Source organism: Arthrobacter sp. LFS091, from assembly GCF_047977885.1.
Taxonomy (GTDB): Bacteria; Actinomycetota; Actinomycetes; order Actinomycetales; family Micrococcaceae; genus Arthrobacter.
Genome location: NZ_JBFPFP010000008.1, coordinates 151707 through 178705 on the forward strand (window position 1 = coordinate 151707; position 26999 = coordinate 178705).

Annotated in this window: 25 protein-coding genes and 1 tRNA gene; 7 read left to right on the plus strand and 19 right to left on the minus strand. The window is 64.6% G+C overall.

Annotated features, from left to right (window positions below):
* Positions 1-15: 15 nt before the first annotated feature.
* The 11 genes from ACNQOP_RS16215 to ACNQOP_RS16265 form a co-directional block, all read right to left on the minus strand.
* Positions 16-1527: a CoA-acylating methylmalonate-semialdehyde dehydrogenase gene (locus ACNQOP_RS16215; RefSeq protein WP_416405131.1), complete on the minus strand. Its 1512-nt coding sequence runs from the start codon at positions 1525-1527 to the stop codon at positions 16-18.
* Positions 1528-1570: 43 nt separating this feature from the next.
* Positions 1571-3496 carry a 3D-(3,5/4)-trihydroxycyclohexane-1,2-dione acylhydrolase (decyclizing) gene (iolD, locus tag ACNQOP_RS16220; RefSeq protein WP_416405232.1) on the minus strand — a complete coding sequence of 642 codons (1926 nt, stop codon included), beginning with the start codon at positions 3494-3496 and terminating at the stop codon, positions 1571-1573.
* A gap of 26 nt (positions 3497-3522) precedes the next feature.
* Entirely contained in the window at positions 3523-4488 is a 966-nt protein-coding gene (locus ACNQOP_RS16225; RefSeq protein WP_416405132.1) for a deoxyribose-phosphate aldolase, read from the minus strand.
* Positions 4485-5489, minus strand: coding sequence for a 5-dehydro-2-deoxygluconokinase (gene iolC / locus ACNQOP_RS16230; protein ID WP_416405134.1), 1005 nt, complete (start codon positions 5487-5489; stop codon positions 4485-4487). The genes ACNQOP_RS16225 and iolC overlap by 4 nt, the downstream gene beginning before the upstream one ends.
* Positions 5490-5651: 162 nt before the next feature.
* The gene (locus ACNQOP_RS16235; protein WP_416405135.1) at positions 5652-6056 is read right to left on the minus strand and encodes a tautomerase family protein; all 405 of its coding nucleotides are present in this window, start codon (positions 6054-6056) and stop codon (positions 5652-5654) included.
* Positions 6057-6298: 242 nt separating this feature from the next.
* Positions 6299-7201, minus strand: coding sequence for a succinate--CoA ligase subunit alpha (sucD, locus tag ACNQOP_RS16240; protein ID WP_284985957.1), 903 nt, complete (start codon positions 7199-7201; stop codon positions 6299-6301).
* A 12-nt stretch (positions 7202-7213) separates the two neighbouring features.
* Entirely contained in the window at positions 7214-8383 is a 1170-nt protein-coding gene (gene sucC, locus ACNQOP_RS16245; RefSeq protein ID WP_416405136.1) for an ADP-forming succinate--CoA ligase subunit beta, read from the minus strand.
* Between the two features lie 253 nt (positions 8384-8636).
* Positions 8637-9326, minus strand: coding sequence for a hypothetical protein (locus ACNQOP_RS16250; RefSeq protein ID WP_416405137.1), 690 nt, complete (start codon positions 9324-9326; stop codon positions 8637-8639).
* A 17-nt stretch (positions 9327-9343) separates the two neighbouring features.
* On the minus strand, positions 9344-10747 hold the full coding sequence (locus ACNQOP_RS16255; protein WP_416405139.1) for a putative Ig domain-containing protein: 1404 nt from the start codon (positions 10745-10747) through the stop codon (positions 9344-9346).
* Between the two features lie 148 nt (positions 10748-10895).
* On the minus strand, positions 10896-13439 hold the full coding sequence (gene pcrA / locus ACNQOP_RS16260) for a DNA helicase PcrA (protein WP_416405140.1): 2544 nt from the start codon (positions 13437-13439) through the stop codon (positions 10896-10898).
* Positions 13440-13517: 78 nt separating this feature from the next.
* On the minus strand, positions 13518-14186 hold the full coding sequence (locus ACNQOP_RS16265) for a response regulator (protein WP_416405141.1): 669 nt from the start codon (positions 14184-14186) through the stop codon (positions 13518-13520).
* 72 nt (positions 14187-14258) lie between these two features.
* Here ACNQOP_RS16265 and ACNQOP_RS16270 point away from each other — a divergent pair, with 72 nt between their 5' ends.
* The 3 genes from ACNQOP_RS16270 to ACNQOP_RS16280 are packed head-to-tail and all read left to right on the plus strand — an operon-like array spanning position 14259 to position 17316.
* On the plus strand, positions 14259-15488 hold the full coding sequence (locus tag ACNQOP_RS16270; protein ID WP_416405142.1) for a sensor histidine kinase: 1230 nt from the start codon (positions 14259-14261) through the stop codon (positions 15486-15488).
* A complete protein-coding gene (locus tag ACNQOP_RS16275) occupies positions 15485-16681 on the plus strand; it encodes a hypothetical protein (protein ID WP_416405236.1) in 1197 nt (398 codons plus the stop codon). Before ACNQOP_RS16270 ends, ACNQOP_RS16275 begins: the two co-directional genes overlap by 4 nt.
* Positions 16675-17316 (plus strand): hypothetical protein, encoded by a 642-nt coding sequence (locus ACNQOP_RS16280; RefSeq protein WP_416405144.1) that lies wholly within the window; start codon positions 16675-16677, stop codon positions 17314-17316. The genes ACNQOP_RS16275 and ACNQOP_RS16280 overlap by 7 nt, the downstream gene beginning before the upstream one ends.
* On the opposite strand, the gene ACNQOP_RS16285 is transcribed toward ACNQOP_RS16280, so the two are convergent.
* The 7 genes from ACNQOP_RS16285 to ACNQOP_RS16315 form a co-directional block, all read right to left on the minus strand.
* Positions 17290-18945, minus strand: a complete 1656-nt coding sequence (locus ACNQOP_RS16285; protein WP_416405145.1) for a hypothetical protein — start codon at positions 18943-18945, stop codon at positions 17290-17292. The genes ACNQOP_RS16280 and ACNQOP_RS16285 overlap by 27 nt on opposite strands.
* Entirely contained in the window at positions 18938-19819 is an 882-nt protein-coding gene (locus ACNQOP_RS16290) for a septum formation family protein (RefSeq protein WP_416405147.1), read from the minus strand. Before ACNQOP_RS16290 ends, ACNQOP_RS16285 begins: the two co-directional genes overlap by 8 nt.
* Positions 19809-20405 carry an exosortase S gene (gene xrtS / locus ACNQOP_RS16295; RefSeq protein ID WP_257368891.1) on the minus strand — a complete coding sequence of 199 codons (597 nt, stop codon included), beginning with the start codon at positions 20403-20405 and terminating at the stop codon, positions 19809-19811. The genes ACNQOP_RS16290 and xrtS overlap by 11 nt, the downstream gene beginning before the upstream one ends.
* On the minus strand, positions 20405-21766 hold the full coding sequence (locus tag ACNQOP_RS16300; RefSeq protein WP_416405148.1) for a glycosyltransferase family 2 protein: 1362 nt from the start codon (positions 21764-21766) through the stop codon (positions 20405-20407). The genes xrtS and ACNQOP_RS16300 overlap by 1 nt, the downstream gene beginning before the upstream one ends.
* Before the next feature lie 90 nt (positions 21767-21856).
* Positions 21857-22039, minus strand: a complete 183-nt coding sequence (locus ACNQOP_RS16305) for a hypothetical protein (protein ID WP_235518994.1) — start codon at positions 22037-22039, stop codon at positions 21857-21859.
* Positions 22040-22081: 42 nt separating this feature from the next.
* Positions 22082-23398 carry a choice-of-anchor G family protein gene (locus ACNQOP_RS16310; RefSeq protein ID WP_257368893.1) on the minus strand — a complete coding sequence of 439 codons (1317 nt, stop codon included), beginning with the start codon at positions 23396-23398 and terminating at the stop codon, positions 22082-22084.
* Between the two features lie 142 nt (positions 23399-23540).
* Positions 23541-24374 (minus strand): inositol monophosphatase family protein, encoded by an 834-nt coding sequence (locus tag ACNQOP_RS16315; protein WP_257368894.1) that lies wholly within the window; start codon positions 24372-24374, stop codon positions 23541-23543.
* Positions 24375-24407: 33 nt separating this feature from the next.
* Here ACNQOP_RS16315 and ACNQOP_RS16320 point away from each other — a divergent pair, with 33 nt between their 5' ends.
* Entirely contained in the window at positions 24408-25034 is a 627-nt protein-coding gene (locus ACNQOP_RS16320) for a hypothetical protein (protein WP_416405150.1), read from the plus strand.
* A gap of 88 nt (positions 25035-25122) precedes the next feature.
* On the opposite strand, the gene ACNQOP_RS16325 is transcribed toward ACNQOP_RS16320, so the two are convergent.
* On the minus strand, positions 25123-25944 hold the full coding sequence (locus ACNQOP_RS16325) for a hypothetical protein (protein ID WP_416405151.1): 822 nt from the start codon (positions 25942-25944) through the stop codon (positions 25123-25125).
* A gap of 104 nt (positions 25945-26048) precedes the next feature.
* Between ACNQOP_RS16325 and ACNQOP_RS16330 the strand changes: the two genes are divergently transcribed.
* The 3 genes from ACNQOP_RS16330 (at position 26049) to ACNQOP_RS16340 (ending at position 26973) form a co-directional block, all read left to right on the plus strand.
* A tRNA-Arg gene (locus tag ACNQOP_RS16330) sits at positions 26049-26121 on the plus strand.
* Between the two features lies 1 nt (position 26122).
* A complete protein-coding gene (locus tag ACNQOP_RS16335) occupies positions 26123-26566 on the plus strand; it encodes a DUF6314 family protein (RefSeq protein ID WP_416405152.1) in 444 nt (147 codons plus the stop codon).
* Entirely contained in the window at positions 26563-26973 is a 411-nt protein-coding gene (locus tag ACNQOP_RS16340; RefSeq protein ID WP_416405153.1) for an NUDIX hydrolase, read from the plus strand. Before ACNQOP_RS16335 ends, ACNQOP_RS16340 begins: the two co-directional genes overlap by 4 nt.
* Positions 26974-26999 lie beyond the last annotated feature (26 nt).

Below are 26999 nucleotides of genomic sequence, written 5' to 3' on the forward strand. Positions count from 1 at the left end.
TTGCGGCGGGGGGACTTAGTTGGAGGGGAAGTTGTAGGAAGCGCCGGAGGCGTGGGTGGGCTCGGGCCAGCGGGACGTGATGACCTTGCCGCGGGTGTAGAAGGAAACGCCTTCGGGGCCGTAGATGTGCTTGTCGCCGAAGAGGGAATTCTTCCAGCCGCCGAAGGAGTGGTAGGCCACCGGCACGGGCAACGGGACGTTGATGCCGACCATGCCCACGGTGACGGAGCGCTGGAACTTCCGCGCTGCTGCGCCGTTGGAGGTGAAGATGGCGGTGCCGTTGCCGTACGGGTTGGAGTTGATCAGGTTGATGCCGTCCTCGAGGGTATCGACGCGTACTACCACCAGGACGGGTCCGAAGATTTCTTCGGTATAGGCGGTCATCTCGGTTTTGACGTGGTCGATCACGGTGGGACCTACCCAGAAGCCGTCTTCGTGGCCGGGGACCACCAGGTCACGGCCGTCCACCACCATCGCTGCACCGGCCTGCTCGGCTTCGGTGACGATCTTGACGATGCGTTCCTTGGAGGCCGGGGTGATGACCGGGCCCATTTCGGCGTCGGGCTCGGTGCCGTTGTTGACCTTCACGGCCAGGGCCCGTTCTTCGACCTTTTTCACGATCAGGTCCGCGGCGTCCCCGACGGCGACGGCCACCGAGATGGCCATGCAGCGTTCCCCGGCGGAGCCGAACGCGGCGGCGGCGAGGTGATCGGCGGCGTTGTCCAGGTCAGCGTCCGGGAGCACGATTGCGTGGTTCTTTGCCCCACCCAATGCCTGGACACGTTTGCCGTGCTTGGTGGCGGTTTCGTGGACGTACTGGGCGATCGGGGTGGAACCAACGAAGCTGATGCCATCCACGTCCGGGTGCGTCAACAGGCCGTCGACGGTCTCCTTGCCACCGTGCAGGACCTGGAACACGCCATCGGGCAGGCCGGCCTGCTTCCAGAGCTTGGCCAGGAGCATCGAAGCGGACGGGTCGCGCTCGGACGGCTTGAGGATAAAGGCGTTGCCGGTGGCGATGGCCATCGGCGCCATCCACAACGGAACCATGACCGGGAAGTTGAACGGCGTGATGCCGGCAACGACGCCCAGGGGTTCGCGGAAAGAGAAGACGTCGATCCCGGTGGAGACCTGGTCTGAGTAGTCGCCCTTGAGCAGCTGCGGGATGCCGCAGGCGAACTCGATGACTTCCAGGCCACGGCCGATCTCACCCTTCGCGTCGGAAAGGACCTTGCCATGCTCAGCGGTGATTAGCTCGGCCAGCTCGTCCACGTGGGCTGCAACGAGTTCACGGAACTTGAACAAGACGGCGGTGCGCTTGGCCAGGGAAATGTCACCCCAGGTATCGGCTGCCTTGCGGGCCGCTGCGACCGTGGTGTTCAGGTCCGCCTCGTTGGCCAGGCGCAATTCAGCGGTGACCTGGCCGGTGGCCGGGTTGTACACCGGCTGGGTACGGTCGCCCTCGCCCGTGGTTTCAGCGCCGTTGATGAAGTGGTGGATGGTGGTCAGTGTGGTCGTCGTCGACATGTGCGGACTTCCTTGTGGTCTGTGGGATCTGTGTGTCTGGGATTCAGCCGAGCAGCTTGCGCTGGCGGCTCTTGTGGTCTGTGTACGTCTTGTAGGCCTGCTGGGTGGATTCCAGCTCGGAGACTGCCGAGACGGGGACGTCCCACCAGGACTCGGAGCTCGGGGCGTCCAACAAGGGATCGGACTCGACGTGGATCACGATCGGACCGGTCTCCGGAGCTGCCTTGGCTTCCTTGATCGCCGCACCGAGGGCTTCGATGACGTTGTCGCCCGGTTCGATCCGGATGACCTTGGCGCCCAGGGACTCGGCATTGGTGGCCAAATCGATGGGAAGGTTCTCGCCGGCGTCAAAGCTGTGCTGCTCCTTGTCCAGAACCCGGTACTGGGTACCAAAGCGCTGGGAACCGAGGGACTCGGACAGCGACCCGATGGACGCGTAGCCGTGGTTCTGGATGAGGACCACGATCAGTTTGATGCGTTCGGCGACGGCGGTAACCAGTTCGGTGTGCATCATCAGGTAGGAGCCGTCCCCCACCATGACCACCACATCCCTGTCAGGGCCGCCGGCTGCGGCTTCGGCCAGTGCTGCTCGTTTGACGCCGAGGCCGCCGGGGATTTCGTAGCCCATGCAGGAGTACGCGTATTCCACGTGGTAGCCGAACGGGTCCCGGACGCGCCACATCTTATGCAGGTCACCGGGCAGCGACCCCGCGGCACAGATGACAACGTCGTGGTCGTCCATGGCCTTGTTGGTGGCGCCGATGATTTCGTTCTGGGCAGGCAACGGGGTGTAACGGGTCTCGAAGGCCTCGTCCACAATGGCGTTCCACCGCTTCTTCTCGGCGGCGATCTTCTCTTCGAGGTCCGCGCCCACTCGATAGCCACCCAGCGCCTGGTTCAACTTCACCAATGCCTTGCGGGCATCGGCGACGATCGGCAGCGTCGTGCCGTGCTTGTAGGCATCGATCGGCGCGACGTTGATGTTCACGAACTTCACGTCCGGGTTCTGGAACGCCGTACGGGACGCTGTGGTGAAGTCCTCGTAGCGCGTGCCGATCCCGATGATCAGGTCCGCTTCGGCAGCGATGGCGTTGGCCGCCGTCGTACCGGTTGAGCCGATGGCACCGAGCGACAACTTGTGGTCCCAAGGCAGGACGCCGACGCCGGCCTGGGTGTTGCCCACCGGGATTCCGGTCAGCTCAGCGAACTTGGAAAGTTCGTCATTTGCGTAGGCGTACAGGACACCGCCGCCGGCAATGATCAGAGGACGTTTCGCGGCGCGGATGGCCTCCACGGCACGGCGGATGTCATCGTCCTCCGCCTCAGGGCGGCGGATCCGCCACTCACGCTCAGCCAGGAACTCCTCGGGCACATCGAAGGCCTCGGCCTGGACGTCCTGTGGCAGGGAAATCGTCACTGCGCCCGTTTCGGCCGGATCAGTCAGGACCCGGAGGCCGTGGTGGAACGCGGAGAACAGCTGCTCCGGCCGGGAGACCCGGTCAAAGAACTTCGACAGCGGCCGGAACGCGTCGTTCACCGTGATGTCGTAGGCGTACGGCAACTCCAATTGCTGCAGGACGGGGTCCGCCGCCCGTGTTGCAAAGGTGTCGCTGGGCAGCAACAGCACAGGCAAACGGTTGGTGGTGGCCAGCGCCGCGCCGGTCAGCAGGTTCGATGAGCCAGGACCAATGGAGGTGCTGATCGCGAACGTCTGGCGACGACGGGTGTGACGGGCGTAGCCCACGGCCTGGTGGACCTGGGCTTGCTCGTTGCGGCCCTGGTAGTAGGGCATGATCGCGGGATCCGCGGCCTGGTACTGCTTCAGGGCCTGGCCCACGCCGGCCACATTGCCGTGGCCGAAGATACCGAACGTCCCCGGAATCAAGCGCTCACGGAACTGAACGCCATCAACAGAGTCAACGGTGTACTGCTTGGACAGGAACTCCACCACGGCTTGCGCCACGGTCATCCGACGGGTTGCTGTTCCCACTGGTCTTACTCCGATACTTTCACTGGAATGCGGTCTGAGGAGGCATGGCCGTTTGCGTTGGCAGCGGCAGCGGGCGCCGGGGCGTTCAGCAGCGAGGCGGCCGTGGCTACGGCACCTGCAACATCGCCGTCGTGCGGGTACAACAGCGTTCGCCCCACAGTGAGGCCCTGGACTCCGGGCAGTGCAAGGGCCGCCTGCCAGGAAGCGAAAACTTCATCCTGGCTGCCGTCCGGGTCCCCGCCCAAAAGAACGGTGGGCAAGGTGGTGGAGGCCATGACGCGCTCCATGTCCTTCACCACCGGAAGCTTCATCCAGGTGTAGGCGCTGGTGGATCCGAGGCCTTCGGCGATGCCTACCGACTTGATCACGGCGTCCGCGCGGAGGTCGTTGCGGACCTTGCCGTTGGCGTCGCGGATGGACAGGAACGGCTCCACCATGGCGATGAGTTTGCGCTCGGCCAGCGAATCAATGGCTTTGGCGGTGGCCTCAAGGGTGGCAACCGTATCCGGGTCGCCCAGGCAGATGCGGGTGAGCATCTTGCCGCCGTCAGCGCCCAGCGCCTCCAAGGCAGCTGCCGTGTGGCCGGTGAAGCGGTCGTCGAACTCGTTGACCAGGCCGGCCAGGCCGCCGCGGTTCATGGAACCGAACACCAGCTTCCCTTCCAGTGCACCCAGGAGAAGGAGGTCATCCATGATGTCCGGTGACGCGAGGATCCCGTCCACGGCCGGGTTGGCCAGGGCGATCTGCAGGCGGTCAAGCAGGTCGCGCCGGTCAGCCATGGCCATCGGCTCGGAACCTACTGACAGGGCTCCCCGGGCGGGGTGGTCCGCCGCGACGATGAAGCTCTGCTGGCCGTACTTCAGGCCCGGATGCCGACGGCGGGTGGCAGCTGCGCGGGCGACGGCGTCCGGATCTTCGAGCCGGACCCGGCTCAGGTGCTCATAGCGGCGGGGGTCATCGTTGGGGCTCAACGCACGGCTCCTTCGGTAAGGGTGGCACCGGGAATGGGGCGGCCGCGTTCGGCGAGCAGCGAGGTAACCTCGTCCGGCGTCGGCATGGCATCCGCGCACGAAACGCGGGAGGCGACGATCGCGCCCGAGGCGTTTGCGTAGTCCAGGACTTCGGACAAGGGCCAGCCGGACAGCAGGCCGTGGCAGAACGCGCCCCCAAAGGAGTCGCCGGCACCCAGGCCGTTGACGGTTTCCACCGGGACCGGCGCTGAGACCACACGCTCGGTGCGGGTCTTGGCCATCACGCCTTCAGCGCCAAGCTTCACGACGGCGATCTCGACACCGGCCGCCAACAGACGGTCCGCCTGCTCGTCGGGCGTCCCCTCGCCAACGGCTACGGCACATTCCTTGTCGTTGCCGATTGCCACCGTGGCGTACGGGAGGATCTTGGCGACCTCGGCACGCGCCTCTTCCTCGGAGTTCCAGAACATCGGCCGGTAGTCCAGGTCCAGGATGGTGAACTGGCCTTCCTTCAGGCTGGTCCGGGGGCGGGCCTGGTGTGCTGCGAGGTGTGCACCGCGGCTGGGCTCCTGGCACAGGCCGGTCACCGTGGACCAGAAGATCCTGGCTTCGCGGATCGCGTCCAGGTCGAGCTCTTCGGCCTGGATCTGCAGGTCCGGGGCCGTGGGAAAGCGGCCGTAGAAGTAGAGCGGGAATTCGTCTGTTGCGGGCTTGATGGCGCAGAACGTCACCGCCGTGGGGTATTGGGTCACGGGTGAAACGAACGAGTCATCCACGTTGAATTTGCGCAGTTCCCGGTGGAGGTATGTGCCGAATGCGTCGTCGCCGGTCCGCGTGATCACGCCAGTGCGACGTCCGTGCCGGGCAGCCGCCACAGCCACGTTGGAGGGCGAACCTCCGAGGTACTTGCCGAAGGACGTCACGTCCTCCAGGTCCACTCCGATGTCGTTCGGGTAGATATCAACGCTGATGCGCCCGATTGTGAGCAGTTCGTGGGTCACGATAATCGTTGACCTTTCTCTTGTGAACTCTGAACCTCTGAGCGCTGGGCCCCGATGCCTTGCCACCCCTCAGTGAGCGGGGCCACATGACTACTTTGCACCAGATTTCATGTCCTGTCAAAGGTTTGTACTGACATATTTACAACATGACACAGACTGCTTTTACTTGCTCGGAACAGCCAGTTCTCCGGTGACATACTGGCTGCGCCCGAAGCCGAAGGACCAGTCCCCCGCAGTGTTTTCGACGTAGCCCACAAAGACGTCCTCGCCACGGACCCCCACTGCCGCCAAACGGCTCGCGATGGCTTCAAAGAGGGAGCTCTTGGCCATCTGGCTCCGACCTTCCTGGGTAAAGATCTGGATCATCACCACACCGGCAGTCCGCTCAAAACCAAGCCCTGCGTCCTGCGCCACGATCTGTCCCTGCGGATGCTCGGTGAGGATGTGGAAGTAGTCCCGCTCCGGGATTCCATACTCAGCCAGAATGGCGTCGTGGATGGCGCGGCTGATTGCCGTCAGCTCCTCTGGCGCGCGGCCCTGGTTCACGTCGATTCGCACAAGTGGCATGGCATTCCCTTCGAATAGTTTGTCCTAACATACTAACAAACACCATCCATTATGGATACAGCAAAGGCCCGCCCGGATCTTCCGGACAGGCCTTTGTTCCTGCGTTGCGGGGCCCGCTCTGCGCCCCTCGAGCCGCGCATGCCGCGCAGAGCGGGCCCCCCAACGAGGGTTGGAGTACGACGACGGCCCGTCACCTTCCGTGGGGAAGGTGCCGGGCCGCCGTCGTGAGTTAGCTGTAAAAGCTAGAGCGTAGCGAAAACTTCGCGCAGCAGCTTGGCGGTCTCGGACGGCGTCTTGCCGACCTTCACGCCAGCAGCTTCGAGGGCTTCCTTCTTTGCCTGGGCGGTGCCTGCAGAGCCGGAAACGATGGCGCCTGCGTGGCCCATGGTCTTGCCCTCAGGGGCCGTGAAGCCAGCCACGTAGCCGACAACCGGCTTGGTGACGTTGGCCTTGATGAAGTCGGCTGCGCGCTCTTCAGCGTCGCCACCGATTTCACCGATCATGACGATTGCCTTGGTCTCGGGGTCAGCCTCGAACGCAGCCAGGGCGTCGATGTGCGTGGTGCCGATGATGGGGTCGCCACCGATGCCGATAGCGGTGGAGAAGCCGAGGTCGCGGAGTTCGTACATCATCTGGTAGGTCAAGGTACCGGACTTGGAGACCAAGCCGATGGGGCCCTTGCCCGTGATGTTCGCCGGGGTGATGCCAACCAGTGCTTCACCAGGGGTGATGATGCCGGGGCAGTTCGGTCCGATGATGCGGGTAACCTGCTTGCCGTCAGCGTCCACCTTGGACTGGGCCAGGGCCCAGAATTCGGCGGAGTCCTGGACCGGAACACCTTCGGTGATGACAACAACGAGGCCGATGCCGGCTTCGATGGCTTCAACCACTGCATCCTTGGTGAATGCCGGCGGTACGAAGACGATGGAAACGTCCGCGCCGGTTTCAGCCATGGCTTCCTTGACGGTGCCGAAGACGGTGATTTCCTTGTCGCCGTGCAGGACCGTCGTGCCGGCCTTGCGGGCGTTGACGCCACCAACAATGTTGGTGCCGGCTTTGAGCATCAGTGCGGTGTGCTTGGTGCCTTCGCCACCGGTGATGCCCTGAACGATGACCTTGGAGTCTTTGTTGAGGTAGATAGACATTCTCGGGTCCCTTTACTTAGCTGTGTTGGCGAGCTCGGCGGCCTTGTCGGCGCCCTCGTCCATGGTGGCGGCCAGGGTAACCAGCGGGTGGTTGGCCTCGGTCAGGATGCGGCGGCCTTCCTCGACGTTGTTGCCGTCGAGGCGAACTACCAGCGGCTTGTTCGCGGAGGTACCGAGCTCGGCCAGTGCACCAACGATGCCCTTGGCAACAGCGTCACAAGCGGTGATGCCGCCGAAGACGTTCACGAACACGCTCTTGACCTGGGAGTCGCCCAGGATGACGTCCAGGCCATTGGCCATGACCTCGGCAGAAGCTCCACCGCCGATGTCCAGGAAGTTTGCCGGCTTCACGTTGCCGTGGTTTTCGCCTGCGTAAGCAACGACGTCCAGGGTGGACATCACAAGACCGGCGCCGTTGCCGATGATGCCTACTTCGCCGTCGAGCTTGACGTAGTTGAGGTCCTGCGCCTTGGCCTTGGCCTCGAGCGGATCAGCTGCGTCCTTGTCCTCCAGCGTGGAGTGGTGCACGTGGCGGAAGTCAGCGTTCTCGTCCAGGGAAACCTTGCCGTCGAGGGCAACGATGTCGCCTGCGCCGGTGCGGACGAGGGGGTTGACCTCAACCAGGGTTGCGTCTTCCTTCTTGAAGACGTCCCAGAGCTTCAGAATGACATCGGCCACTTTGCCGCGCAGTTCTTCAGCGAACCCTGCTTCGGCGACGATTTCGTCGGCCTTTGCCTGGTCGATGCCTACAGCGGGGTCGATCGCGATCTTGGCAAGTGCCTCGGGACGCTCGACAGCAAGCTGCTCGATTTCCATGCCGCCCTCAACCGAGCACATGGCCAGGTAGTTGCGGTTGGCCCGGTCCAGGAGGACCGAGAAGTAGAATTCCTCGGCGATGTCAGCACCCTGCGCGATCATCACCTTGTTGACGGTGTGGCCCTTGATGTCCATGCCCAGGATGTTGGTGGCGTGCTCAAGCGCCTCTTCGGCAGTCTTGGCAACCTTGACGCCGCCAGCCTTGCCGCGGCCACCAACCTTAACCTGTGCCTTGACGACAGTTACGCCGCCGATCTTCTCGGCAGCTGCCTTTGCTTCTTCAGGAGTGTGCGCCACGATGCCGGCGAGCACGGGTACACCGTGCGCTTCGAACATATCGCGCGCCTGATATTCAAACAGGTCCACGGTTTAGTGTCCTTCTACGTCGAAGTAGTTTTCTGTTCAGCCGGGAACCGCGATGACCGCGATAGCCAGCTGCGGAGAGTACGCGGTCAACAACCGGATTGAAGCCGGTCACATTGCGTAAGGTCCTCTCGGAACTTTAGCCCTTTAGGGAGTCCCGCCAGCTACACACTACCCGTTAAGTGAGTAACCTTACACTTCTATCGGATGTAGAAAAACCGCATAAAGCCGGGGTTTTTGGGCTGGCCGAGGCCAGCTACGGCGTGTGTTTCAGGGTCCCGCGGACCGTTTTGCCGCCGTCGGAAATCAGCTGGTACCCATCCCTGGTTACGAAGAACGCCACGCCTCCGGAGACGTTTCCGCAGGCGACCCCGCTGTTGTAGGCCGAGCACCGAAGACCGTTGCGCTCGATATTTTGCCCGTCAGCCAGTTCACGCAGCTTGGAAATGGGTCCGTTGCGGCTTCCTTTGGGACCGAACTCGGACTCCATTTGTGTTACGCCGGAACGGCACGCGCCATAGACCGCCTTGTCCGGGGACAGCAGCACTGTCCCGCCGAGGTAGCCCAGGCCGGTGCCGGCGCAGTCGTCGGTGATGTCCGCAACATCAGGCTTGCCGTATTTGGCCAACTCACAGTGCACCACCGGGACTACGGCGAACTTGTTGTTCGCCGCGTCCGAGTAGGTATTGGGCTCATAGGGCAGGTTGAGGTGCCCGCCGCGGGAGGATGTCATGGCACAGACGATGTTCCGGTCAGCGGTGACGAAGGCGGTCACGTCCTCGCCCGCGGACAAGGTGGTCTGCTCCGTAACCGGGACCTGCTGGAGCTGCTCCAGCGGCGGCAACGGAGCCGGCGGAACGTAGTCCGGATCCTTGGTGGCAAAGGAACAGCCCGAGGCCAGAACCACCATCAAAGCGGCAAGAATCCCCCATACAGTCCGTCGCATGCCACCTATTATGCCCGTCAGGCGCCGCTCTGCCGGCCGCGAAACCGGAGCCGGCCCGCTGCAGACAACGCCGCACCAAGGATCAGGAGGCCTGCAACGGCCCACATCGTGGTGGGAAGGCTTCCCGACGCCAGGCCGGTCGCGGCGAGTTCAGCACCGGACGTCGACGCCACGGACCCTGCCGGAACCACGGACGACGGCGGCGGTGAAGGGTCGACCGCTGCGGGCGGCACCACCACCGCAGGTGGCTGCTCGACCACGGGCGGGCGGGTGGCAAGAACCGTAACGACGGTGGAGAAGATTCCCTGGTTGTAGAGTCCGGAGTCACTGAAGTTCACCCAGATCTGGAAAGTTCCCACACGGGTTGGAGTACCTTGCAACACCCCGTTGGCATCGATAGTGAGCCCGTCCGGTCCCGGATCGTGCCACGACAGGCTGCCGGCCATATGGCGGGGGGTCGACCACCAGAAGTAATACGGAGCCACGCCTCCTGTAACGGAGGCGATCTTCGCCGAATACGGTTCACCCAGGACCGCGTCCGGCACGGTGAAACCGGTGGACTGTGGCGCCGACGCCCGAACAGTCAACGTGAACTCCCCGTCGGCCGATTCAAAAAGATCCGTGGCCCGCACCGTGAATTTGTAAGTGCCCGCTGCAGTTGGAGTACCGGATGCGCCGTTCTTTTCCCATGTCATCCCCGGCGGAAGTGCACCGGAAACCACGGCCGTGGTGAAGGGCATGGCCCCCGCCGTACCGACCCAAATGTCCTCTTTGTACCAGGCGCCCACCACCCCGTCAGTGAACTTTTCCGTGCGCGTCACGGTTTGGAATCGGGGCAATTCATAGTCAAAGAAATCGATCGCGACCTCCCGTGCCAGAGATTGCGCGGGCTGCGACGAGTCAATCACCGTGACCAGCATCCGGAAGTACCCCTCCCCCGTAGGCGTGCCGGTAAACCTGAGAGTTGCAGGGTCAAACGTCAGCCCCGGCGGGACGTCACTGACGGTCACGGTGTACGGAGCAGTTCCGCCGGAAATCACCAACGGCGCATCGTACGCCTTGGTGAGGTACCCCCTGTCCATGTAGGACCGCACTGCCAATGGATCAACAGCTTCGACGCTCGCGAGCGGTTCAGTTACAGGTGGTTCGACGGCGGGCGGCTGCGTTGCCGCTGCGCTGGCACTCGGCGTCGGGCGTGCCGTGGGCATCGGGGAAGTACTCGGAGTGGCAATGGCCGGCGCCGCGCTGGCGTTCGGAGTGGCAATGGCCGTTGCTGCCTGGCCGCCCGGCGGCACGTATGGCTCCGCTTCCGCTAGGCCAGGCGGCGCGAACTGGAGCGTCAAGGCACTCGCCAACGCCGCAGCCAACACCATCCTCGCAGCCTTGACCACAATTCCACGTTCCCCAGCCATGGTGCCCATGCGCGTCCTTCCCCGACAGGATTGCAACTATTCAGCGTCGCACGGAGAGGGACAGAGACAGCATTGGCCCCCAGACAACGCCCGGTCAGTCTAGGGTTGTGTTGCGCCCGTGGCAATGGCTGGCGGCGAGGGGCGGAGCTGCGAAAGTCTAGGCGTCGATTTTGGTCAGGGGCGCGTAACGCAACAGCAGGCGCTTCTCGCCGACGTCGAACTTCACCTTGGCAACGGTCTTGTCCCCCGCGCCCTCAACACCGAGAACCACGCCGTTGCCGAAGCTTGTGTGGTTGACCTTGTCCCCCACCACCACGGAAATGACTTCCTTCTGTGGCTGCACCCTGTTGCGTGCGACGGCGGCAGGGACGTCGGCGTCGAAACCTGCGGTGGGGCTGGCGGCGGCTCCCCGGGAGGTACCCGCACCCCAGAACGAACCACCGTAACGGTTGGAGCCGATAGGGGCGCTTCCCCAGCCACCGGCCTGGCGGCTCATGCCTTCACGCTTCCACTCCACCAGCTCGGAGGGAATTTCCTCGAGAAACTGGCTGGCAGGGTTGTACTGGCTCTGGCCCCACATGCTCCGGACCTCGGAGCGCGTGACGTAGAGCCGCTTGCGGGCACGCGTCAATCCGACGTATGCCAGGCGCCGTTCTTCAGCCAGTTCCTTGGGATCGGTGGCCGAGCGCTGGTGCGGGAAGATCCCGTGTTCCATGCCTGTAAGGAACACCACCGGGAACTCCAGGCCTTTGGCCGTGTGCAACGTCATCAGGGTCACCACGCCCATGCGCTTGGCCTCTGCCACTGCGGCGTCGATGTCTGCGCCCGGTGCGTCCGGAATCTGGTCGGCATCGGCCACCAGGGAGACCTGTTCGAGGAACTCGCCGAGTGTGCCTTCGGGGTTGTCGCGTTCGTATTCACGGACCACGGCCACCAGCTCAGCAAGGTTTTCCACCCGCGACTCATCCTGGGGGTCGTTGCTTGCTCGCAGGCCGGCGAGGTAACCGGTCTGTTCCAGCACCGCTTCCAGGGCTGCCGCAGCACCCGAGCCCGAGGCAACTTCGGCGAGGTCATCCAGCAGTTTCACGAATCCGAGCACCGCGTTCACCGAGCGCGTGGCCATTCCCGGAGCTTGGTCCGCCCGGCGTGCGGCCGCCATGAAGGACGTCCGTTCCCGCTCCGCCAAAGCCGCAACAGCGCCCTCCGCACGGTCACCGATCCCCCGCTTGGGTTCGTTCAGTACGCGGCGGAGGTTGACGTCGTCGTCCGGGTTCACCAGGACGCGCAGGTAAGCCAGGGCGTCCTTGATTTCCTTGCGCTCATAGAAGCGCGTGCCGCCCACAACCTTGTACGGCAGGCCCACTCTGACCAGGACGTCTTCGATGGACCGTGACTGTGCGTTGGTCCGGTAGAAGATGGCGACGTCGCCCGGGCGCAGCCCGTCCTCGTCCTGCAGGCGGTCGATTTCCTTGGCTATGAACTGGGCTTCGTCGTGCTCGTTCTCGCCCACGTAGCCAACGATCTTTTCGCCGTCGCCCTCCGCAGTCCACAAGCGCTTCTCCTGGCGGTTGGGGTTGCGTGAGATCACCGAGTTGGCGGCGCTGAGGATGTTCTGGGTGGAGCGGTAGTTCTGTTCAAGCTTGATGGTCCGGGCGTTGGGGTAGTCCGCTTCGAATTCCACGATGTTGCGGATGTCGGCGCCACGGAAGGCGTAGATGGACTGATCGGAATCGCCCACGACCGTGAGTTCGCTCGGTTCGACCCCGGTCTCGGAGCCCAGGCCCACGATCTCCCGGACCAGCGCGTACTGGGCATGGTTGGTGTCCTGGTACTCGTCCACCAGTACGTGCCGGAAACGCCGCCGGTAGGACTCTGCGAGCGCCGGGAACGCGCGGAACATGTAGACGGTCTCGGCAATGAGGTCGTCGAAGTCCATGGCGTTGGCCTGGCGCAGCCTTTGGGCGTAACCCTTGAAGACCTCTGCCACGGCCTGCTCGAAGGGGTCGTTGTGGTTGGCCGAGGAAATGTAGGAGTCGGCGTCGATCAGCTCATTTTTCAGGGCGGAGATCTTGTGCTGGATGGCCTTGGGCGGGAACTTCTTGGGATCCAGGTCCAGGTTCTTGGACACCAGGGTGATCAGGCGCAGCGAATCCGCGGAGTCGTAGATGGAGAAGTTCGAGTTGAGGCCAACGTTCGCGGCTTCCCTGCGCAGGATGCGCACGCAGGAGGAGTGGAACGTGGAGATCCACATGGCCTTGGCACGGGCACCTACCAACGCCTCGATGCGTTCCCGCATTTCTGCTGCGGCTTTGTTGGTGAACGTGATGGCCAGGATCTCGCCGTGGTGGGCGCGCTTAGTGGCGATGAGGTAGGCGATGCGGTTACTCAGGACGCGGGTCTTGCCCGAACCGGCGCCGGCGACGATCAGCAAGGGGCTCCCGGCGTGCTTGACCGCTTCTTCCTGCTGCGGGTTCAACCCTTGAAGGAGCGCATCCGCGGAGGGTAGGCCGGTCGCACCGTTGTTGCTCCACCCTCCCGAGGCAGGCCCGTCGGAAGGGCCCGATGAGCCGCCGTTGCCCTCCTGCAGTCGGGCGCCACCCAGGCCTCCACCGGAGCCGGAAAGCTCCGGGGCAGCCTTGGCTGGGGCTTTGGTGCCTGCTTTGAAGGGGCCGTCTGCGTAGGGGTCGAACAACATATCCATGGTGCCTACCAGTCTAGGCGGTGCCCCTGACAGTCAGCGGCGCGTTGTCCACAGACCCTGGTTCCAGGCCTTCGAACACTAGTGGTCCGGGTCCTCCACCAGCCAGCCTCCTGCAACCAGCCTGTCCCTGAGTGCGGGCCTCGTCAGTGGGTCGGGACCGTCCTGGAACTTTCGCCGCACCGACGCCAGGTGCTTCTTCACCCCATCGACGGAGATCCCCAGGACGTTGGCCGTCTCGGCGAGGGTTCCGGCGGTCCCGCCGAGGTAAAGGGACACCACCTGGTGTTCCCGGGCCGACAACACCGGCCCGGACCGCTCGGCAGCCAGTGCGGCCGCGACTTCCGCCGTAACATATGGCTTTCCCAGCGCTGCGTTGCGGATCGCATTTTCCACCACGCCAGCCGAAACGGTCTTGGGGAGGTACGCCAGGGCGCCCGCCGCAATAGCCTGCCTCATGACGGCCGGATCGAGGACTGAGCTGCAGACCACTACTTGGGGTCCGGCGGAGAGGATTGCCTGGATTTTTGCACGCAGCGGCACATGGTCGCCCAGCAGGACGTCCAGGACCACGACATCCGAGAGGGCTCCGATGTGGGCGGCAGCTTCGGCCCAGGAAGCGAACTTTCCCACAACCCGGATCCCTGGTGCATTGGCTTGGATCCACTGGGCGAGGCCCTCCCGCAGGACCGCGTGGTCTTCGACGATGTCCACTTCGATGGTGGGTCGGGATAGTGGGTAGCGCAGCATTTCAGACCTCCCCACATATGATTCTGCCTATGTCGTCACCATATTAGGTGACACGTTTCGGGGGAGACATTCATGGGGGCATGGATCGACCGACCGGTGGCCAGCCGGGAGGCTCTGGGTAGTTCGGATTTATTGGCCCGTGGCGGGGCCGTGGTCAGCTTCGTTTTCGTCGCGGCCACATGGATCTACGCCGGGCCGGTCAGCGACGGGCCCGCTTGGCGAAGCCCCGCCACCACCGCTGTTGTGGTTGTCCTCGTCGCCTGCCTTGCTGCGATGCTCCGCACCGATGCCTGGCCCGTCCGGCTTGTCACCGTCCTGGCCCTGATCACCTTGTCCGAGCTTCTGACCGGGGTCACGTTCCGGCAGGACTCCGACTCCCTGCTCCTGGCACATTCGGTTCTGCTGGCTACAAGCTCTGTCCTGGTCCTGGCGTTACGGAACACGTGGCGCTCCGTTCTGTTTACCGCGTTCCTCGGTCTGTTGGTATTCGGGCACAGCTACGCAGTCTCCGTGGTCGATCATCTGGGCCCCACCACCGTGCTCACGGTCCTGGGCGCCTGGTTCGTCATGCTCGTCATCCGCCACTCAGGACCAAGGGCGGTCGCCATCCACTGCGATGACCAGGCGATCCGGCAGGAATCCGCTGCGGCCCAGGCCTTGGCGCGCGATGCGGCCGACGCCGCGATCGCCCACGCCCGGCTCCTTCATGACACGACCCTCAGGACGCTGACGGTGCTGGCACGCAACGGCGCCGGTGCCGACCCTGACGAGTTACGTGCCCTGCTGGCCTCCGCCACGCACGACGCCGGCGGACCGGTTACCGGGCCAACCGCACCTAAAGCCGCAGTCGTCCCAGCAGTGCGGGGCGACGGCGGGCCGCGCACCCAGGCGGGGGTGGCCGTCGTCGAACCTTCCCGTGTTCCTGAACTTGCCGAGGTGCTGAGGGACCGGGCCGCCCGCCAAAGCGGCAAGCTTTTCACGGTCGAGGTCTATGGTGAGGCCGGCGCGTTGCCGGAGAACCTGCAGAGCGCTCTCGTTGACGCGGCAGAAGAGTGCATGGTCAACGCTGCCCGGCATGCCGGCACCGACCACGTCGATGTCCTCGTCTCCCGGTCCGGTTCATCGGTGTCGGTACTGATCAGCGATGCGGGCTCCGGATTCAACGCAGAAGCCGTGCCGGCGGAGCGTTTTGGCCTACGGCAGTCGGTGCTCCAGCGCATGAACGACGTCGGCGGCCACGCCAGGGTGTTGTCCGCCCCCGGCCGCGGCACCACCGTGGTCCTGGACGTGGACGCACCATGAAACGCGGACCCGGCATGAAGGCGGAACATCCGTACATTTCGGGCAAAGCCGGTCCCTTGTTCCTGTCCCGCAGCATTCTCTTGGCCGGGACCCTGACCGTTTGGTCGATCTCCTTTATCACCTCCGCAAACTCCCTGGACGGAAGCGACCGGGACATCATGAGACTGGGCGCACAAGCCTTCGACCTGCTGGGATTCACTCTTGCGATGTTCGCTTCGGATCCAAAGACCAGGGCATCGCGTTTGCCCTGGCTGCGCTTGGGCTGGCTCGGCACGTCGATCGCCTCCGGTCTTGCCACGGCGAGTACGGTCACCGCGGACTCAGGCTACGCCGCGTTGGCGTTCAACGTCCTCATGGGGGCGGCCCTGGTTTTTCTGTTGAGCATGCGATGGGACCTGATGGGTTTCCTGTTCCTGGTGGGAGTCAACGCGGTCCTCAGCGCCGTCTATTACGCTACGACGCCCCGTTTTGGGTCCGGTGAAGGGCTCCTCATCTTCTTTATCACCCTCATTCCGGGCCTTCTGGGAGCCTTGGCGGTCATCGGTATCCAAAGCCGGATGGAACTGGCCGTGTCCCGGCAACGCGAGGCATTACCCGCTCCGCAGGAACCACCCGCTGATCCAATCGTCGACTCGCCGTCCGATGTGTTCTCGCCGTCCGATCTGCTGGCACAGACGCACCACCAAATTCACGAGCTGTTCGCCAAGGTGGCCAGGAACCAGCAGCTTGCCCTGGATCCAACAGTGGCCGAAGAAGCACAGGCATTGGCCTCACAACTCAGGGGGCAGTTGATGCTGCTGCAATCGGGCACGTGGCTCGTCGCCGCGTTGCGCCTTGCCCGAATGGAATCCACGGTGGCTGTGGCGGCCCAGCCGGACCTTGCGGAGCGCATCCCCCACGCGCAGCGTTCGGCGGTCCTGGCAGTGACCATGCTCCTGGCTACCCCGGTCGGGGGCGCGGACGGCGGTGGCACCCGGGCAGCGGGCGCGGACGGCGCTGGCAAGCTCCAGGTCTTTCTTGAACCCGACGTGGAAGACCGCATCCTCATCACGTGGAGGGTGCGCAACCTCAATCCCGGCCGCTGCACCCCGGCTCTGTGGAGCGAATTGGAAACCCTGGGAGACCCCCGGGTCCAGAGGGATCCTGGCGGTGCCAGCATCCTTGTCCACATGAAAGCGCCCCGGCTGTGGTGACGCGGGTGCTGGTGGTGGACCGCCACCAATTGATGATCGACACACTGGATGCCTGGCTCCGTTGCAACGCGCCGGACCTGGTGATCAAGGCAAGTTCCACCGCCCTGCTGCCCGTCGAGCAGGGCAGTGGCTGGTCCGCGGAAGAGATCGAGGTTGCCGTGCTTGGCACCTTGGACAGCCACGAGGAGCTGGTACCGGCCGTGCGCCATTTGGTACGGGCGGGCCTTCGCGTCGTCGTCCTTGCCACCGCGCTGGATGGATGGGACGCCGGGGCGGCCTGTACCGCTGGGGCCCTTGGGTATGTCCCAAAGGCCGCGGGGCCCCAGCATATAGAGCACGCCATCCGTGCCGTGGCCGCCGGGAAGCTTTATGTGCCCCCGGAAGTCGCGGCGGTCATGGTGGACACGGCACCGGAACGGATCAAGCTGTCGCTTCGTGAACAACGCCTCGCCGAACTCTACCTGGGCAGCGACGCCTTGCCTGTGCGTGGGGTGGCTGATGCCATGGGCATCAGCGAACAAACCGTCAAGGCCCACCTGCATCGGATCAGGCAGCGGTATGCGGCCGCCGGGATCAGGCTCAGCAACGTGATCAGCCTGCGGAATCAGCTAAGCGCTGACGGCTGGATCACGTAATCCGGGCGTGGCCTGGGAAGCCGTTTGCTGCTGTCCCCGCTCCGGCCCGGATGCGAGGATGCTGATCAGTGCAACCAGCAACGGGACACACAAAGCCGCGTGGAAACCTGAGAGCAGTAGCTGCCGATAGATCTCGGGCTGCCCGGACCACAGCACCACCACCCAGAACTGCAGCCACCCTGCCACGACCACCACCACCGCCAGGCGTCCTACGGCGGCCTTCTTGCGGAAGGCCACGGCGAGTCCAAGGAGCAGCGTCAGCAGCTGCATTGCCACCAAAGCAACGGGCGCCGCCTTCAGTGCCGTCAACAGGCCCAAGACAACCGGGAAGCGGTGGTCCTTCGCGAACGGCTCGCGGCCCTGTCCCTCCATGAACGAACCGACGTAGCCCAGTTCAGGCGTCAGCATGGCGGTAATCCCGCGTTCGCCCATCCCAATCAGCCGCTCAGGGTGGGTGAGGTAGAAACCTGCAAGTTTGCCGGCGCCCATCTCTTCCTGGAACTCGTGGAATTTCGGGTTCAAGGCAGCCGACCTCGGTGACGCGACGGTAGTGCCACTCGCAGCAACAAATCCCTGATCCAGCCCCAACCAGGTCAGGTCCTCCTCCGGGGTGGGGCTGTGCGGTAGAAGTTCAGCAAAAACCGCGTTGTAGAGGTTCAGCTCGGCGGTGCGCTTCGGTTGCACGGCCATGAAAGCCACCGCGAAAGCCGCAATGACCGCTAAAGCCACCACCGGCAGGGCAAAGCGATGCCAAGTGCCGCCTTCCGGTGCCCGGCGGCTTGCGCGTCGAGCGGTCCGCTGCGGCAACCACAGCAAGGCCAGGACCAGCACTGGCAGCCACGACACCATCTCCGGCTTGGCCGCGATGGTGAAGATGCCAGCACCTGCCACCGGCAGGATGGTCACCCAGCGGCTCCGGGTCCCGTTCCAGTAGTTCAAGAGGGCCACCAACAAACCCAGCGTTCCCAGGAAGGCTGCGGGCTCCGGGTAGGGAGAGATGAAAAAATCAGCGAAGACGCCATCCGCCATTACCGCAGTCACCAAAGCGGCGATGAGGATCCGGAAGCTCGCACGGCCCGGGAGCACAACAACGAGCCCGGCGATCAAAAAGCCGAAAACCAGGCAGCAGATGATGCCCACTGCGCGCATATCCAGCCCCTCACCCCAGCCAAAGAGCGGGGTAACCAGCTTCCCCAACCACAGGAAGGCAAGCTGGGACGAGTACACCGGCTCACCGGATCCGGCAGCACCGCACGCCTCACCCACCAGCGGGTGGGGTGTCCAGCTGGGGTAAATGAACCGCGTGAAATCGGCGTAGTCCCAAGGCCGGACGTTACTGACGCCCAGCGAGCAGACCAAGCCGTTGCCATCGCCCTGGTCGGCCACACCAACCGGGCCCGGCACAAACAACCGCACCAGCATCGCCAGGGCGGACACCAATCCAGCAACGATGGCCGGGGTACGGACCCCGCCCAGTAACAACTCTCCGGGACCGAACGTCCGTGCGAGGAACCTCCCTGCCAGACGCAGGGCACCCTGCCGTGGGCCCGCGCCGGACCGCACGGGAACAGGAGCGAACTCCCCAGCGTCCTCGATCGTGGCTGATTTCCCAACCGTCGTCTCAACCATTCGCGGCCTCCGCACTCACAGAGCCGGCACCAGGGGCAAGGGTCCCGATCCAGGGCTCCGGCCCCGATCCCTGCAACGGTGCCACGCCACAGCGGACAGCCCGGGCCCCGCCGTCGATACGGACTATCGGCCGGACTTCCACATCCGCCGGGAGAACCCGCGCCTTCAGGAAGTCGAGCACAAAGGGAAGGCAGCGTTCCTGCTGCGCCGCCAAAGGCACCAGCGAAGCGTCCTGCCCGAACCAAGCACTGACATCCTCGGTAGTGTGCGGCTCGGAACAGGGGGTGTCAGTGCCTTCGGAACCCAGCACGCCGTCTGTGATCTCCTGGGTGTAGCAAAGCCGGATCGGGGCGGATTCCGGCCTCGCCAGGGCGTCCTTGAGATCGGCCCTGGTCTCCCTGGGCGCCAGGTCAGCCGTGGTGGTCAGGACGTCGCAGCGGACGGTCCGGCTCCCGGCCGACCAGGCGGCGCGGGTGGGATAGTACCCGGTGATGGCCATGCCGGTGGTGGCGTCGCGCTCGGCGCCACCCAGGTACTTGCGCAGTTCCGTAGCCGGGCATAAACGGGCAGTGAGGTTTTGGAGTTGCTCGTGGAGCGGACGCTCCGCTTGCCCGGACAGCGGCTGAGGCACCGTAGCCACCAGGAATGTCTGGGTGGTGTGCGGCTCGGAACAGGCAACCGCCGGACCCGTATGGCTGCTGGCACCATACTCTTCCGGTGTTGAAATGAGGTAGCACTGGCCCACGCGGACTGCGTTGTCCCCGGAGACCGCACCAACCTCCGCATCGGTAGCGGGACCGGCACCGCAGCCGGTCAGGATCAAAGCCGCAGCGATGGCGAGCGCCGGGAGCACGGCCGGCAGTTCAGGACGCACGCCGGCCCCTCCGCTTGGCAACGGATCGGTCCTTGCGGACGACGGCGGCGCGCACCAGGACGATGATGGCGGCCACGAAGCCGAAGATCACCACGAACGAACCCAGGAAGTGGTGCATGAGGTCAAAGCCCTGCTGTCCCCAGCTCTGTTGGGCTGCGGCGATCATGAAATACCGGGTTGCGTTGCTCAGGCAGACGATAGCCAGGGCGATCAGGGTGGCAGGCATGAGCCGCGACACAGGAATCCGCCCCATCAGGAACAGGACCCCCGCCAACGCGGCGATAGGTGTGAGGAGGACCGCGCTGGAGCACAGTCCGGTGACCATGAGGGCGTAGGGCTGGCCTGCCCCCACGTTGTGGAAGATGATGTCGTCCACGCTGTAGGACGCCCCGCCCAGGATCCCATCGAAAACCGCAGCCATCAGCCATGCTTCCGCTGCCCTGATGTGTTCCTGCTGCAGCATGGCCACCGTGGCGGCGGCCAGGAACAGCAACCCGAGCACACCTCCGCCACGGGCCTTCTGCACGGGGATGGCCCGCGGCCCCCGGGGAACGTTGATGTCGCTGAGGTTGGCGCTCGCAGCCACTAGGCTTCCTTCGCTAGTAGTTTGACGTCGGCTTCATGGTTGCGGCGTGTTTTCGCCCACCCTTGGCGGCCGGTGATGAGCCGGTACGTGGCCCTCAGCACGGTGACGTAGTTCTGGTACATATAAAGCCAATAGCCAAGGCCCCACGCGATACCGGTCATGAAGTTCTTCTCCGGAGCGACGTGCCGCCTGTACACGAGCCCCCAGAGGGCGAAAGGCAGGACGCCCGTCGCGATGATCAAGGGAATGATGAACCACGCTGCCGAGATCCAAGCAACAAAGCTGCCCATGGTCAGTGCGCCCTGCGCCACCATGGTGACGAACAGCGTGGGCCAGAGCACCAGCCCGATGATCTGGATGAAGGGCTGAATGAGGAAGTAGCTGGATTCGATGGCGCCAACGTTGCTGAAGTACGGCGACTCGAAAATCCGTTTCAGGTAGGTGCTGCACTGCATGCCGCCGTGGCACCAGCGCGTCCGTTGCGTCAGGAGCCGGCGCAGGTCCGGCAGCGCTTCCTGGGCAACGTGGGTGTCATGCATGTAGACCGTCTTATAGCCGCCCAGCATGATGTGGATGGCCAGTTCGTAGTCCTCCAGCAATGCCCCGTGCCACGGTTGGCCCGAGGTCCTGGCGATCGCGTCGAGAGCAGACAGCCGGGTGAATTGGCCGTTGCCACCCAGGCCAACCGTCAGCGTGTGCCGCCTCAGGGACTGCATCGCCGCGATGGTGGTCCTGAATTCCATGTCCTGCATCAGGACCAGGTAGCGGCCAAACGTGCGCCTGATCCGTTCCCGGCCTGCGCCGCCCTGAAGATCGGGATCGTCCAGGTTGGACATCCAGACCGCTGTCTGTGCGGCACCTACTTCGGGGTCGCCGAAGGCGAGCGTACCGGCCGCCTGCCGGAAGGCGTTGTCAGCAAGGTGGCCATCGGCGTCGACCACCAGGACGATCACCGAAGAACGGTCGACGCCGGCGGGCAGCCAGGAATCCAGGGTGCGGTATGCGGCGTTGAGGGCGTCGCCCTTGCCGGTGCGGGCAAGCGGACGCCGGCGGCGGACCAGGTGGATCATGTCGTCGTGGCGGGAGGCCGCGCTGACGAGTTCCGCGGTCGCGTCGTCGCTGTCGTCGTCGACAACCCAGACGTGGGCTTGCGGGAATTGCGCCCTGAGCAGTTCAAGGGTCTTGCCGATCACCACTTCCTCGTCACGGCAAGGAATGAAGACGTGCCAGGAGAAGGTGCCGGGATCGCCTTCGGGATCAGTCTTTCGCCGCAGGAACGGGACCAGGATCACCAGGATGTACGACAGAAAAACCACCAGCAGCACAAAAGCCAATGCTTGGGCGGATTCGAGTACCGACATGAATTTCCGATGCTTAGGGCTTGGCCGATCGGCCAGATGGGAGGAAAGGGTGGCGGGACGGCCCTTGCAGGAGCCGTCCCGCCGGTAGTGCTACGGGTTGGGGCCCGTATCCCGCTTCGCAGCCTTGAGCCTGCTGTTACGCAGGACCACGAAGCCGGTAATCAGCAGTGCGACACCCACCAGGATGACCCAGCCGAGGGTTGGGGCACCGGTAGCAGCGAGGGCGGTGCCCCCGGCTGCCGTGCCGCCTGCAGTCCAGTTATGGCCGTACATAAGGCGTTCTCCTTTCGCTGGTGCTTGATGCGCTCACAGCGATCAGGCAGCAGCTACCGCAGTCTGGCGGCGCGAGCGAACGAACAGCCAGGTGAGCAGTGCCAGGAGTGCCACGCCACCGCTGATGGCCATGGTGTCGGTGTTGACCAGCGGGATGGCCGCTGCGTCCAGGTTCGGACCAACTGTGGCGCTGGCGAGGTTGACTGTGGCGATGGAGCCACCGGCAATTCCAACCTGCAAGGCGCGCTGGGTGAAGGCACCCGAGGGTGCTGTTTCCTGGATGTTGACCTTGGCCGAAACCAAAGCCGTCAACGCGTTGCCCAACGGAGTAACCAGGCTGGTGCTCAGGCCACCTACCAACCCGTTGACTGCCGTTTCCAGGGTGGTGACTGCCAGCAAGGCAGTGGTCTTGGCGACGTTCGGCAATCCGAGGGGCGGAAGTGTGTCGGGCAGTGCCTGAACAGCCGCGCGGGTGCTGGACAAGGTGGTTGCCAGGATGCTCTGGATCTTGGTGGACACTGCCGCGGGCAGGAAGGAGACCAGATCGGTACCCGCCGGCAGCGAGTTCAGGTCTGCGACACCCGCCGCGGCCAGCAGGTCAGCCTCGGTGATCTGGATGACGCCGCTGGCGAGCGGGTTGGTGATGGGCAGGCCAACAGCAGACAAGGCCACGTTGGCGGTGTTCAGCAACGGAGTGAGTGCTGTGGAGACGCCCCCCACCAGCGTGCCGCCAACGTTGGCCGAAACGCCCGCGACGGCGTAGGCGCCCTGCGGTGAAGCGCCCTGGTCCTTCTTGGCTGCTGCGGCAAGGGTGGAGATGTCCATGGTGAGGTCCACCAGGTTTGTGCCACCCAGGATGGCGGCAGTTCCGGCTGTGATGCGGGCTGCCGGGATGGCCGGGTCACCGGAGGTCGGGAGGCCCGCAGGAAGCGTGACCAGTCCCGGAGCACCACTGACGGTGCCGGAAAAAGCTTCCGAGGAGCCATCGTTGACGGCCTTGCCGTACTGGCTGACCGCACCAACCTGGATGATGCCGTTGTTCTGCAGCAGCGGAATGTTGCCCGCACCGACGTTGACGACGCCGAAGACGGCGCTGAGGTCCAGCGGGTCGGTGGCTTCGATGACCGCAGGACCGGTAGGCGGTGTGCCTACCTGCTGGGCGGTTGCGGCGCCGTTGGCGGCGAGGTTGGCGAAGTTCGGGATGGCCAGGACGGAACCATCGATGATCTGTCCACTGCCGAGCGAAATCACGTCAGTGGGTGCTGCATTTGCCGCGGGTGCGGCGACGAGGCCGATGGCCAAAGCCGAGACGGCAGTAACGCCGACGGCTGTGGGCCACAGCTTGCTCTTGCTGTTCAAGTACTTCCCCCTTGCGAACGCTGCAGGACAGGGCTGTTCTGCAGCTGAGACCGTGGGGGCAGTCGCCCCCGGTGCAAAGTAACAAGGGCAAACGGTGGCGGTTCGCAGGGGTACCCGAAGGGGTTAACGCCCTATAGGGCTCCTAGGCAAACTGGGGAACTGAGGTGAGGGCCGCGCTTAAGTCGCGGACCGCCGTCGGGCCTCCCGCGACGAACCAGTTCATTCCGTTGACTGTCACGACGGCGGTGTCCCCGCCGGCCGCACGGACGATCGCCTTGCCGGGGAGCCAGTCCCATTCCGGGCAACTGTGCTGGAACCAGCATCCGAGTTCGCCATCCGCGACACGGCCGAGATCGCAGGAACCCGAACCGAACATGCGCAGGGACGCGGCGGTGATGGCAGCGGCGTGCCAGGGCATGGCCGTGCGGGGGTCTGCCAGCCAGGTGGGGTGGATGTAGGTTGCCGCGCAGATCTCGCCGACAAGTCGGTCCCCGGAACCGGAAATCGGCTCCCCGTTCAGGGTTGCCGGGTGTTCCTGGCCACCCACCCAGAGCTTGTCCAGTTCCGGCTGGAAGATGGCACCCAAGAGAACCTCGGGATCCACGGTGGTGTCCCCCGAGTCGCGCTTCAACGCAATCGCCGAGCACCAGTATGTGGAGCCGTGCAGGAAGTTGTACGTTCCGTCCACGGGGTCGATCACCCAGGTGCGGCCGCTGGTGCCGGCCACTGATGCGCCTTCCTCGCCGAGGATGCCGTCATCCGGGCGGCAGCGCCGCAGTTGTTCCAGGACGTAGGCCTCGGCCGCGTGGTCTGCTGCGGTGACGACGTCGGACACCGACGTCTTCCGTTCACCCTGCAGGCCGCCCATCCGCATGAGCAGCGCCAGTTGGCCTGCTTCGCGGACCAGGGCGCTGGCCAGTTGGTAATCGTCGAGTGCGGGATCGAGTTCAGTTGCGGTGTGCCTGCCGGTGGTCATGGGTCCAGCTTATGTGGCGGGATAATGAATGACATGGCCAAGACACCAGCGCAGCGCATCAGGAAGCACGGAGCAAAGGCGGCGGTCCCGGACCACTCATTGCCGCCAGTGATCAACACCACCACCCAGCGCACCCCGCAGAAGGCCCAGAGCAACTCCAAGCTCATTGTGATCGCAGGCGTCGTGGCCAGCCTGTTCCTGTTCTGGTACCTGCACCTGCTGACCCTGAACCAGATGACGCAGCTCTCCGGTGGCCTTGCCATGCCGGATTCGCTGATCGGCGGGTTCTCGCAGGACTACGTGTCGCAGCTTCGCGCCGCGATGGACGACTCCGCGCGGGGCCAGTTGAACTATGTCCACAAGACCGCCGGCACGCTGTTCCCGCTGATTTTCGGCTTCAGTTGGCTGTTGCTGATCGGCACCAACGTGGCCCGCAAGTCCTTGCGCTGGGCCATGTGGGCCGCTCCGCTGCTGTTCGCGGTGGCCCACCTGTGGTCGAACGTGGCCATCGATTCCATGCTGGCCGCCGAAACGCCCGACGCCGGTGCGGTGGCTTTGGCTTCCGCAGTGACGGTCGCGTCGTGGGTGCTTTTCCTGGTGAGCCTCGTCTGCGGCGTGGCTGCGGTGTTCCTCGGGCGAAAGAACGCCAAGCCCTCCTGATTTTCCGCGCTCCTGCCCGCCCAGCGCACCACCTGTTCGCCGGCGGCGCACCACTACCCGCCACGCGCACCAGGGATGACGGGTGCGATCAGCGGGACAGGGTGCGAGGCCCGGCGCCCAGCACACCTCGCGCCTTGAGCTCCCTTCGGTGCCGCCGCACGCGCTGGGCGATCACCAGGCCCGCCGCCGCCAACCCAATCGTGACGGGATAGCCCATCAGCCGCTCCAGGGTTCCGGGCTGGGGCACATGCATACGGGTGATCCCCCCAGCAATGAGCGCCCCCAGGCAGACCAGCCCGCAGGCGCCGAGGAACCAACTCACCGGAGTCTGCCGGAACCACAGGACGGCAAGCAGGATCAGGGTGAACCCGCCGCCGATGAAGAACATCAGTGCCCCCGCGAAATGCCACGGAGAACCCAGGTCCTCGGGTACCAGGCCGACAACCACCGTTCCCACTCCGGCCACCCCTGTCAGGACCCGGACCGCGACCGATAACAGCCACGGTACAGTCAGCACGCGGACGGGAGCCGGGGTGTTCGGTGCGTCCCGGAATCGCCGGGCAGGCATTCCCGGACGCGCAGCGACGTACAGGAGCCCGGCAGTCAGGAACAGTGCACCTAGGACCAGCCCCAGGCCTTGCACCACAAAGGATGCGTTCATCAGCAGATGCAACGGCGAGCACACCGCCCTGTCCTCGTAGACACCGCAGGACACCGCCCCGAGGTCGCTGATGTACCCGGTTGCCCTGCTGTAGGGCTCCGGACCAGCCCAGGCCTGGATCACCGCGGTCTCCGCCACGAAGTACTGGACGACGCTCAGCTGCGCCCAGCCTCCAATGGTCGCGCGGACGCTTCGCACATCGGGTAGGAACGATCCGGCGGGAGCCGCCGTGGTCAGGTGCCCTTTCATGGTCGCCAGCCTAGCCGTGTTCAGGCACTGCCCCGGCAGCTTGTATGCTTGTAGTCGTGTCCGGGCCCTGAGCTCCAGCAATGGGTTTCATGCCATGGACGCAGGCCCTCGTAGCTCAGTGGATAGAGCACGGCTCTCCTAAAGCCGGTGTCGTTGGTTCGATTCCAATCGAGGGCACTTGAACCACCAGCAGCCCACCCCGGACCTGCAGGCCTACCTGGCCGGCAGCTGGCACGTGGAGCGGACCCTCCTGGACCGGGCTTCCGGCACCCGCGGTACCTTTACCGGCGTCGTGCGTTACACGGAGAACCCCGACGGCGGCCTGGACTACCGTGAAGACGGAACCATGCATTGGCCCACCCATTCGGGCGCGGCATTCCGCGAATACCTCCTGAAGCCTGGCACCTCGCCCGAGCGGATGGATGTCTTTTTCCCGGACGGCAGGGCCTTCCACACCATGAGCTTCACCGAGCAGGGCCATGAGGACGAGCACTGGTGCGATCCCGACGACTACCGCGTCAGTTACAGCTACGAGGGGCCGGATTCGTTCAGTTTCGCCTGGGATGTCCGTGGTCCTGCAAAGGATCTGCTGCTCGAATCGCATTTGAAGAGGCAAAAATGAACCTGATCATTGTCAGCGCCGTCTGCGTCTACAACGAAGCCGGGCACCTCCTTACCGTCCGGAAGCGCGGAACAGACAAGTTCATGCACCCCGGAGGCAAGCCCGAGCCCGGCGAAACCGCAGCCCAGGCCGCTTCCCGCGAGCTGATGGAGGAAGTCGGCATCGACGTGCCGGCCGAAGAGCTCCAACCCATGGGCGCTTGGCTCGCTGCGGCCGCCAACGAGGCAGCGACCAACATCCAAGCCACCGTCTTCACGGCACCCGGAACCTGGCGTGCCCACCCCTCAGCGGAGATCGCCGAGGTCCGCTGGCTGGACCTCCATGCGCCGCTGCCCGGGGACCTTGCGCCGCTTCTGACCGACCATGTGCTCCCCGCCCTTGCCGCAGCCCAAGCAGGTCGCAGCTAAGCAGGTCGCAGCTAAGCAAGTCGCAG